Annotated in this window: 7 protein-coding genes; 2 read left to right on the plus strand and 5 right to left on the minus strand. The window is 66.8% G+C overall.

The annotated features are described in order from the left end of the window. Window positions 1–201 precede the first annotated feature (201 nt). A complete protein-coding gene (locus tag CF70_RS00525) occupies window positions 202–1,020 on the plus strand; it encodes a MipA/OmpV family protein (RefSeq protein ID WP_035858980.1) in 819 nt (272 codons plus the stop codon). A 30-nt stretch (window positions 1,021–1,050) separates the two neighbouring features. Here the strand turns inward: CF70_RS00525 and CF70_RS00530 are convergent, their stop codons facing one another. After that, window positions 1,051–1,977, minus strand: a complete 927-nt coding sequence (locus CF70_RS00530) for a DMT family transporter (RefSeq protein ID WP_051647945.1) — start codon at window positions 1,975–1,977, stop codon at window positions 1,051–1,053. 373 nt (window positions 1,978–2,350) lie between these two features. Here CF70_RS00530 and CF70_RS00535 point away from each other — a divergent pair, with 373 nt between their 5' ends. Continuing rightward, entirely contained in the window at window positions 2,351–2,668 is a 318-nt protein-coding gene (locus tag CF70_RS00535) for a PadR family transcriptional regulator (protein WP_035858983.1), read from the plus strand. A gap of 283 nt (window positions 2,669–2,951) precedes the next feature. Here CF70_RS00535 and CF70_RS00540 read toward each other — a convergent pair whose 3' ends face one another. From CF70_RS00540 to CF70_RS00555, 4 genes are all read right to left on the minus strand, one after another. Next, a complete protein-coding gene (locus CF70_RS00540) occupies window positions 2,952–3,971 on the minus strand; it encodes a putative 2-aminoethylphosphonate ABC transporter substrate-binding protein (RefSeq protein ID WP_035858986.1) in 1,020 nt (339 codons plus the stop codon). Between the two features lie 53 nt (window positions 3,972–4,024). Further along, on the minus strand, window positions 4,025–5,773 hold the full coding sequence (locus CF70_RS00545) for a putative 2-aminoethylphosphonate ABC transporter permease subunit (protein WP_035858988.1): 1,749 nt from the start codon (window positions 5,771–5,773) through the stop codon (window positions 4,025–4,027). Further along, window positions 5,770–6,870, minus strand: a complete 1,101-nt coding sequence (locus CF70_RS00550; protein ID WP_035858991.1) for a putative 2-aminoethylphosphonate ABC transporter ATP-binding protein — start codon at window positions 6,868–6,870, stop codon at window positions 5,770–5,772. The genes CF70_RS00545 and CF70_RS00550 overlap by 4 nt, the downstream gene beginning before the upstream one ends. A 108-nt stretch (window positions 6,871–6,978) precedes the next feature. Continuing rightward, a partial coding sequence (locus tag CF70_RS00555) for a putative bifunctional diguanylate cyclase/phosphodiesterase (protein ID WP_035859015.1) occupies window positions 6,979–8,428 on the minus strand: 1,450 nt, incomplete at its 5' end.

Below are 8,428 nucleotides of genomic sequence, written 5' to 3' on the forward strand. Positions count from 1 at the left end.
GTGAAACCGCCTTTGACTTTAAGCTTTTGACGTTGACGTTAGGCAGTTGAAGTTGAAGTTGGCGTAAAGCAGTCCCCAATCCCAATATCCAGCAAAAAACCAACACGAACACCCCCCGCCCCGCCACCCCCACCACATCCAGCTAAAATCCCCCTGCCCCCCGCGCGCAGCGCGGCCCACAACCCGCTACCCCGCGCCCCCATGCCCACCTACCCGGCGCCCCGCCGCGCCCTCCTGGCTCTCGCCCTATCCCTGGGCACCACAGCCACATGGGCAGCGCCCGAAATGCCCGACGTACCCGACGTACCGGTTTCCACCGCTACCACCACCAGTAACTGGAAAATCTCCGCCGGCCCCGGCATCTACGTCGCACCGAAATTCCCCGGTGCCCGCGACTCGCTCATCTACCCGATCATCTACCAGGACATCGACTACAAAGGCCGCTTCTTCTCGCGCGGTTTCGATTTCCTGGGGATCTACGCCGTCAACAACGACATCTGGCAGGTTGGCGCGGATTTCCAGTTCGACCCGACCTGGCGCAAGAGCAAGGACGACAGCCGGCTGAACGGCCTGGGCGACGTCAACATGACCGTGCGGGCGCGGGCATTTGCGCAGGCACAGGTGTCGTTCGTGACCTTCTCGGCGGATGTCGCGCAGGATATCGCTGGCCAGGGACAAGGCCTGATCGCAAACGGCGACATACTGTTCAGCCTGCCCGCGGGTAAGTGGCTATTCACTTTGGGGCCGGGACTGACGTGGACCAACAGCAAGTACATGCAGACTTTCTTCGGCGTCACGGCGGACCAGAGCGCACGCTCCGGCTTGCCCACGCATGCCGTGGGGGCTGGCCTGCGCGAATGGCATGCCAATGGCATCGTCAGCTATGAAATCTCGCGCAACTGGTCCGCGCTGGGCTCGGTGACATTTGCACGGTTGCAGGGCGATGCGGCCAGCAGCCCTATCACCGAGCGGCGTCAGCAGTGGACCGGCATGGCCGCGGTGACCTACCGCTTCCGCTAGCCAGCGGCCTTATGGCACGGCCCGCAGTCCTCAGGACCGGCCCGGCCCAGGCACTGCCGTGCCCCCGGCCGCGACCGGGGCGGTGGGCCGCAGCACCAGCCAGACGGCCAGCCCGATCAGCGCCCCGCCCGCCACATGCGCCCATGACAACTGCTCGCCAAGGAAAATGGCGCCCCAGACGATGCCGAACGGCGGGATCAGGAAGGTGACCGTCAGCGAGCGCACTGGTCCGAGGTCGGCGATCAGGCGGTAGTACAGGATGTAGGCAATGGCCGTGCAAAGCATCCCCACCCCGAGCATCGCCAGCCACACGCCCGGCCCGGCAGCCGGCAACGTGTTTTCGCGCGCCAGCGCGATCGCGCAGAACGGCAGCAGGAACAGGCTCGCGCCAAACATGCTGCCAGTCGCCACCAGCCGGCTGTCCAGCCCGCCTTGCGCGGTGATCCAGCGCCGCGCAAGGAAGCCGGCCAGGCCATAGCAGGCGGTCGCCACCAGGCAGGCGGCGGCGCCGAGCATCACCTGCGGCGAAAACGCCACCGGACCGGTGCGGGTCAGCACCGCGACACCGGCCACACCGAGGACAACCCCGCCAGCCTTTGGCAGCGTCAGGCGTTCGCCAAAGCACAGTGCGCCGATCAGGACACCCATCAGCGGCGTCATCGCATTGAACACTGCCGAGTAGCCCGCCGGCAGCCAGAGGGCCGCGAACGAGTACATGACGAAGGGGATGCCGGAGTTGATCACGCCCAGCGCCATGACCTGCCGCAACTTGCCCCGCATATCCCAGCGCACGCGCATAAGGGCCAGGCAGACCGCAAGGGTGATTGCGCCGATCAGTACGCGCAGGAAGGCCGCGGTCAGCGGGCCGAGCACCGGCGCCCCGATCCGCAGGAACAGGAAACTGGCGCCCCAGATGGCGGCAAGGCTAAGCAGGCGAATCAGGTCGGCGGGTTTCATGTGAGGGCATCGGGGATGGTGTGCACGGATTAAACCCCGCAGCCTGCGCGGCCGCAAGCTGGATTCGGACATCTCCCTGTCTCAAACAGGCGCCGCAGGCAGGCACCAGAAACAGACCAAAAAAGTGTCGCATTAAGCTCTCACATGCAGAATCGCAACGTTCATACCCTACTGATGAGGGGACGCCCACATGTGGTACGTGACAAGTCGTATTTAATTATTTTAAAATCTGATCTGCGCCAGAGTTAATTGACCCCTCCGACGCATTCCCGACAAGCCGCCACTCACGTGGCGGCTTCTTTTTTTTGCGGCGCACGGTTCACAACTATAAATCAACGTCAACCGCAACGGGAGATGCCGCGTTTGCAGCGTCATGAAACGACAGTTCCTTGGCTTGCTAGCCCGCATCTACGTCCTCCAATTTGCCGTCGAGGTGCCGGCCACCGTGGCCATGCTGGCCGAGATGCTGATGGAGTACGGCTTCCAGGTCGACATCGGCACCGTCCGCCCCTTGCTGCGTGCCTTGCAGATGGAAGGCTATCTCGAGAGCGTCCTGCGCGACGGCATCGGCCGCGTCTACCTGATCACGGAGCGTGGCCGGGAAGAGCTGCAAAGCAGCCGCGCCCACGTCGACGATCTCCACCGCCGGCTGCACTCCCGCAACAATCCTTCGGAAATCTCCCACAGCTGATTGCCCCGGAGGCCGGCCAACGATATTGGCCGCCCCCCTGGCGCCGCCACAGACCCGGCGGCGGCGCGAGCCCGTACGGGCTTCTCCGATCGCGTTTCCCCCGGACACGTCCCCCGCAAAATCGTCCCATGCAGGACAACTCCGCCGTAATGCTGCATGCGATGCATAACGTACCCGTTTCTGCGTGAGGCAACATGCTTCGCGTCAATGAATAAGGCCCGGCAAGGCCGGCGCGCGGTTGCACCGGCCTCACCGGGCCTGCTGACTGACTGCTCTTGCTGGCTTACTTTTTCTCAGCCTTGCCTTCGTAGCGCTTGCTCCATTCGGCGAGGATGCGATCGCGATTGGCGCTGGCCCAGGTGAAGTCGTTCTTGATCAGGCGCTTCTCGTAGTCAGCCGGCAGCAGCGGATCCGGCTTGGCAATGCCCGGAATGGCCAGGACCGCGAAATTCTTCTCGTACAGCGCCATGGCCTCGGACGAGGCGGAGAAGTCGGCGAGCTTGCGCGCGGCGTCCAGGTTCTTGGTGCCCTTGATGATCGCGGTGGCCTCGATGTCCCAGCCCAGTCCTTCGGCGGGCAGCACGATATCGATCGGCGCGCCTTCCTTCTTGGACTTCATGGCGCGGTATTCAAACGCGATGCCGATCGGGAACTCGCCCTGGGCGGCCATCTTGCAGGGCTTGGAGCCGGAGTGCGTATACAGGCCGATGTTCTTGTGCAGGGCGTCCATGTAGGACCAGCCCTTCTGCTCGCCCATCATCTGCAGCCAGGCGCTGACATCCAGGTAGCCGGTGCCCGACGACGCCGGGTGCGGCATGACGATCTTGCCCGCGTATACCGGCTTGGTCAGGTCGGCCCACGACGTGGGCTTGGGCAAGCCCTGCTTCTGTGCCTCGATCGTGTTGAAGCAGATCGCGGCGCCCCAAACGTCCATGCCGACCCATGCCGGCGGGTTGGCGGCGCTGCGGTATTGCGCATCCACCGCGGCCAGGTTCTTGGGCGCGTAGGGCTGCAGCATGCCTTCCTTGTCGAGGATGGCGAGGCTGGAGCCCGCCAGGCCCCACACCGCATCGGCGCGCGGCGCGGCCTTCTCGGCCAGCAGCTTGGCGGTCACGATGCCGGTGGAATCGCGCACCCACTTGATCTCGATCTCGGGATTGGCTTTTTCGAAGGCAGCCTTGTAGGCGGCAATCTGGTCGGCTTCGAGCGCCGTGTAGACCGTCAGCACGGTGCTGGCATGGGCGGCGCCGGCCAGCAGCGAAAAGGCGGCCACAGCGGTGGCGGTGCGGAACAGGTGAGGCATGGTTTCTCCTTGGGATGCGTGTCTTGGTGTCGGGCAAACAGGGTTGGCAGGTCTCAGCCTTGCGGCGCGCGCCAGGCTTGGGTGCGCCGCAGCCAGCCGCGCGCTGCGCCCGTCAGCAGCAGGCAGGCCAGTGCGGAGGTCAGCAGGATCAGCGTGGACATGGCCGCCGCCGGTGCGGTGTCGCCGGCATCGTCCATGTTCAGCACAGAAATGGCGGCCAGCACGGTATCCGGGCTGTAGAGGAAGACCACGGCGGACACCGTGGTCATCGCCGAGACAAACAGGTAGCGGAAGATATCAATCAGCGCCGGCAGGCAAATCGGCACCGTCACGCGCCAGCAGGTGACCAGCGGCGCCACGCCGAGCGAAAGCGCCGCGGCTTCGAACTCCACATCGAGCTGGCGCAGCGCGGCGGCGGCAGTGAGATGGCCCGTGGTGTAGAAGTGCGCCACGTTGCAGATCACCAGCAGCGTCATGGTGCCGTACAGCGTGTGCAGCGGATTGGACGGCGCGTTGAAGAAGAACACGTAACCCAGCCCGAGGACCAGGCCGGGCACCGCCATCGGCAGCACAAAGCCTGCCCGCAGCACGCCATGCAGCCAGGCCGGCCCGCGCGTGCGTTCGGTCAGCCAGGCGCCGAAGAAGATCGCCAGCGTGCCCGCCAGCGCGGTAAGCGCGGCCAGGCGCAGGCTGTTGCGGTAGGCCAGCCAGCCGCCGCCGTCCATATTGTCGAAGTCGTAGTGCGCCAGCGTCAGCTGCAGGTTGTACGGCCACAGCTTGACCAGCGAAGCGCCCACCGCCGCGGCCAGCACAGTCAGCAGGAGAGCCCCGGTCACGATCACCACGAGCGTGCAGCAGGCGTCGCGCAGCGGGTCACGGCCAGGCACATAGACCTGCGCGCGGCTTGACATCTGCGCGCGCTGGCGGCGCTGCATGGCGATATCCACGCCGAAGGTCAGCAAGGCCGGCAACAGCAGCAGCATGCCGATCAGCGCGCCGCGCGCGAACTGCTGCTGGCCTACCACCGCCTTGTAGGCTTCCAGCGCCAGCACCGGGTAGCCGCCACCCACCACCTTGGGCACGCCAAAATCCGTCACTACCAGCGTCAGTACCAGGCAGGCCGCGCCAAACAGCCCGTGGCGGGCCCCTGGCAGCGTCACCGTCAGGAACGTCCGCCACGGCGAAGCGCCCATCGCGCGCGCGGCCTCGTACAGGCGCGCGTCGGCCAGCGAGAGCGCCGCGATCAGCACCATCAGCGCGTGCGGAAAGGTGTAGAAGGCCTCGCCCAGCACGATGCCCCAGAAGCCATAGATGCCGCCCGCGCCAAACGCGCCTTTGAAAATGCCCTGGTTGCCGAACAGGTAGACCAGCGCGATGCCCGGCAGCAGCGAGGGCGCAAACAAGGGCAGCAGTGCGATGCCGCGCCACAGCGGCTTGAAGGCGATACGCGAACGCTGCAGCGCATAGGCAAAGCCGAAGGCCAGCGGCACCACCAGAGCGGCCACGGTCAGGGAGACGGCGAGACTGCGCCCCAGCAGCGGTACGAAATTGGGATTGGCTGCAAGCTCCGCCATGCGCGCGGGAAGGGCCCAGTGCCCGGCCTCGTCGAACCAGGCTTGTCCGAACAGCGCCAGCAGCGGCAGCACCAGCGCCACGGCCAGCGCCGCCAGCCAGAGCCATTTCATCGCGGCGGGCGCGCCGTGGGCGATGCGCTCCGCCAGGCTGCCGGCGCCGCGCGCGCGGCTGGCGACGGTGGCAGCATCGTTCGCATTGGCGGCGGCCACGGGCAACGCGCGCGTCATGCGAACACCTGCAGCGCCTGGCTCGGCAGCGACACCCAGAACTTGTGGCTGCCCTGCGCCGGCAGCAGGTGGCGTTCCTCGCGCAGTACGTCGGCGAACAGCGTGATGCCCGGCAGGCGATCGGCCTCCAGCATCAGGCGGTAGCGGCTGCCCAGGTAGGTCTGGTCAACGATGCGCGCCAGCAAGCGGTTAGGCTCGCCGTCGGCAGGGTGCAGCCGGACCGCTTCTGGCCGGCAGCACAGGCGTGCGGCGCCATCGGCGACCTCGCCGGCGCGGGCCGGAGAAACCGCCAGCTCAAGCTCGCCCACGCTGAAGGTGCCGCGCCCGCTGAGCCGTCCCGCCAGCCAGTTGGCCTGCCCGATAAACTCGGCGACGAAAGGCGACGCCGGGCGCTCGTAGATTTCGCCGGGCGTGCCGACCTGGGCGATGCGCCCGCCGTCCATCACGGCGATGCGGTCCGCCATCGCCATGGCTTCTTCCTGGTCGTGCGTGACCATCACGGTGGTGACGTTCAGGCGGCGCTGCAACTGGCGCAGTTCCAGCCGCAGGTGCTCGCGCACGCGCGCGTCGAGCGCCGACATCGGCTCATCGAGCAGCAACAGCGAGGGCGCCGGTGCCAGCGCGCGCGCCAGCGCCACGCGCTGCTGCTGGCCGCCGGAGAGCTGCCCGGGAAACTTGCGCTCGCTGCCGGCCAACCCCACCAGCGCCAGCATTTCATCGACGCGCGCCTCGCGGTGCGCGCGCGTCATGCCGCGGCCCTGCAGGCCGTAGGCTACGTTCTGCGCCACGGACAGGTTGGGAAACAGCGCATAGGACTGGAACAGGATGCCGTAGTCGCGCGCTTGCGGCGGCAAGCCGGTCAGCTCCCGCCCGCCGGCGTGGATGCGCCCGCCGTCTTCACGCTCCAGCCCGGCGATGATCCGCAGCAAAGTGGTCTTGCCGCAACCCGACGGGCCGAGCAGGCACAACAGCTCGCCTTGCGGCACCGACAGCGAAACACCATCCAGTGCCTGGAAACCGCCTGCCCCGCCGAAACGCTTGCCTACCCCTTCGATCGCCAGGAACGCGCGCTCCGGCACGGACTCACCTGCTTGCATGAACAACCCTCTGCGCTTTGATAACAGCGGGCAGCATAGGGAAGCCGGATGCCAGGCGTGTGGCAGCCGGGCAAAGAATCCCGATAAGGGTATTGGCGGATTTTGGGGTCAGTAGCCTGTCGGCACTGCCTGCACCTTGGCGTGCATCGTCGCTTTCCCGCCCGCCGCGCAGATCTCCATCAGGCCGGCAAGCGGCACCGGCTGCCAGAACAGGTAGCCCTGTACCGCGTCGCAGCCCCGGTCGCGCAGGAAGGCGAACTGCGCCGGCGACTCCACGCCTTCGGCCACCACCTGCAGATGCAACTGGTGCCCGAGGGTAATGATGGCGGACGCCACCGCCTGGTGATGTTCATCATGAGCCACGTCGTCGACAAAGGATTTGTCGATCTTGAGCTTGTCGATCGGCAGCCGCGTGAGGTAGTTCAGGCCCGAATAGCCGGTGCCGAAATCGTCGATCGACAAGCCCACGCCGAGCGCGCGCACGCGCTCGAAGGTATCGATGGTCTTGCTGCCGCCCTCGATCAGGATGCCCTCGGTGACCTCGATGGTCAGGCTCGCCGCCGGCAGGCCGGCCGCCGCCAGGCATTGCGTGACCATGGCGGGAAACCCGGCCTGCCGCAGTTGCAGCGGCGAGATATTCACCGCCACCTCCAGGTCCAGCCCGAGGCTGGTGCGCAACTGCTGGATCTCGCGGCAGGCGGTGGCCAGGATCCATTCGCCCAGCGGCATGATCAGGCCGCTCTCTTCGGCGATGGGGATGAACTCGGCCGGCGGGATCACGCCGCGCTCGGGCGTGTCCCAGTGAATCAGCGCCTCCACGCCGAGGATGCGCAAGGTGGCGGCATCGACGATGGGCTGGTAGCGCAGCCTGAAGGCTTGCGCGGCCAGCGCGCGCCGCAGCAGCCCCTCGATGGTGAAACGTGCCATCGACGCCTCCGCCATTTCGCTGGAGAAGCGGCTGAGCTGCGCGCCACCGCCACGCTTGGCCGCGTACATGGCGGCATCGGCGTTCTTTAGCAGGTCGGCGAGGTTGTCGCCGTCGTCGGGACAAATCACCATGCCGATCGAAGGCGTCACACGCAGCCGCTGGTTGCCCAGTTGCAGGTCTTCCGACAAGCGCGCCAGGATCTTGGCGGCGACCAGCTCGGCCTCGCTGTCCTGGCTCACCGGGTCGAGCACCACCACGAACTCGTCGCCGCCCATGCGCGCGACGAGGTCGGCGTGGCGCACGGCGGCCTTGAGGCGGTCGGCGACGATGCGCAGGACCTCGTCGCCGATGTGGTGGCCGAGCGATTCGTTGATGCGCTTGAACTGGTCGAGATCGAGCAGCAGGAGCGCGATGCGCTCCCCCTTGCGCAACGCGCGCTGCAGCACCAGCTCCGTGCGCGCATGGAGCTGGGCACGGTTGGGCAAACCCGTGAGGGCGTCGTGATGCGCCAGGTGCCGGATATATTCGTCGGCACGCTTGCGCTCCGTCAGGTCATGCGCGATAGCGAGATAGCCGCCGGCATCCAGCCCCGCGATGACGGCGCCGCCGGCTGCGGCAGCCGCCGGCGGT

This window comes from Cupriavidus sp. SK-3, from assembly GCF_000611145.1.
Taxonomy (GTDB): domain Bacteria; phylum Pseudomonadota; class Gammaproteobacteria; order Burkholderiales; family Burkholderiaceae; genus Cupriavidus.